Source organism: Streptomyces triticirhizae, from assembly GCF_003696235.1.
GTDB classification, from domain to species: Bacteria; Actinomycetota; Actinomycetes; order Streptomycetales; family Streptomycetaceae; genus Streptomyces; species Streptomyces triticirhizae.
The window spans coordinates 1-982 of record NZ_RFFJ01000410.1; the positions used below are offsets into that span (position 1 = coordinate 1).

A 982-nucleotide genomic window follows, 5' to 3' on the forward strand; every position below is an offset into this window, starting at 1 on the left:
GGATCTCGAAGCCGCCGTGTTCATCGAGCAGTTCCTCCCAACCGGCTGTCGAAACGGATCTTCCTGGATACCAACCGGCTTCCCGTAGCACGCGATCGGTTTCTTCCGACCAGCGCCGCGTCGCTTCCGGGAAGGTTGATGAATCGCAGATGAAGTCGCTCGGTATTCCGGTCAGTTCCATGCGGTCCTGTCCCTTGGCTGGGTGATCGGCGGGACTTCGGGCGACGTGACACTCCTGGTAGGGCCCGTGGATCAGCGAAGTCCTTCTACCAGCTTCTCCAGGGCTCTGTCTCCCGTCTCGGCGAACCCGTGCGCGTTGTCCATCCCCAGAAAGACCCTGCCGTCATCCGCCATTCCGATATACATGTTGCGACGCCCTGCCATGCCGACGGGGTAGAGGTACGCGCCCGCCTCCTCGCTGAGCACGTCGAAAATCTCGTCATCCCATTCTGCGAGGGCAGGGTTGATCTGAAAGTCGACTTTGAGTGCAGTGATTCCGGGGCCGCGCTCCTGGACCTCCAGGCCCCCGAACTCGGCCAGGAAGCTCCTTGCGGCCGGGTGGATGGTGAATCCACCGCGCTCGCTCAGCAACTGCTCGTACTGGCTGGTCGAAACAGCTCGGCCTGGCTGCCAGCCGGCCGCGCGTAGAACCTGGTCCGTCTGGTCCGACCAACGCCTCGGTGATTCTTCCATTTCTAGGTGACTCCTGTGATGCCGAACTGGTCAAGTACGTGGGCGCACGATGCGCATATCTCTTTTGGCTCGCCGTGCCTGCTGTTCTCCGCAGCACGGACGTTCACGGCGGCCATGCTTCCACCGCGTGGATCGACGCCCGCGTTGAGTGCGTTGCTGAGCGCTTCGGCCTCACCACACCGGCTGTGCTGGTTACCCGGCAACCGGATGTCCTGTGGAACTCTGTCGTAGGCCGCCTGGACGTCCGGGTGGAGGTTGTGGTCGCCGCCGCCTTTGATGCTGGCGCCGG

Annotated in this window: 2 protein-coding genes and 1 pseudogene; all 3 read right to left on the minus strand. The window is 63.0% G+C overall.

The genetic code is table 11. The features are described from left to right. Nucleotides 1-181: pseudogene (locus tag EBN88_RS30330) on the minus strand (SUKH-3 domain-containing protein); the annotation flags it as partial. A 71-nt stretch (nt 182-252) separates the two neighbouring features. After that, complete coding sequence (locus EBN88_RS30005) at nt 253-693, minus strand: SUKH-3 domain-containing protein (protein WP_122400095.1); 441 nt, start codon at nt 691-693, stop codon at nt 253-255. A gap of 2 nt (nt 694-695) precedes the next feature. Continuing rightward, the coding region (locus EBN88_RS30010; protein ID WP_199742545.1) for a YwqJ-related putative deaminase at nt 696-982 on the minus strand (287 nt) is incomplete at its 5' end.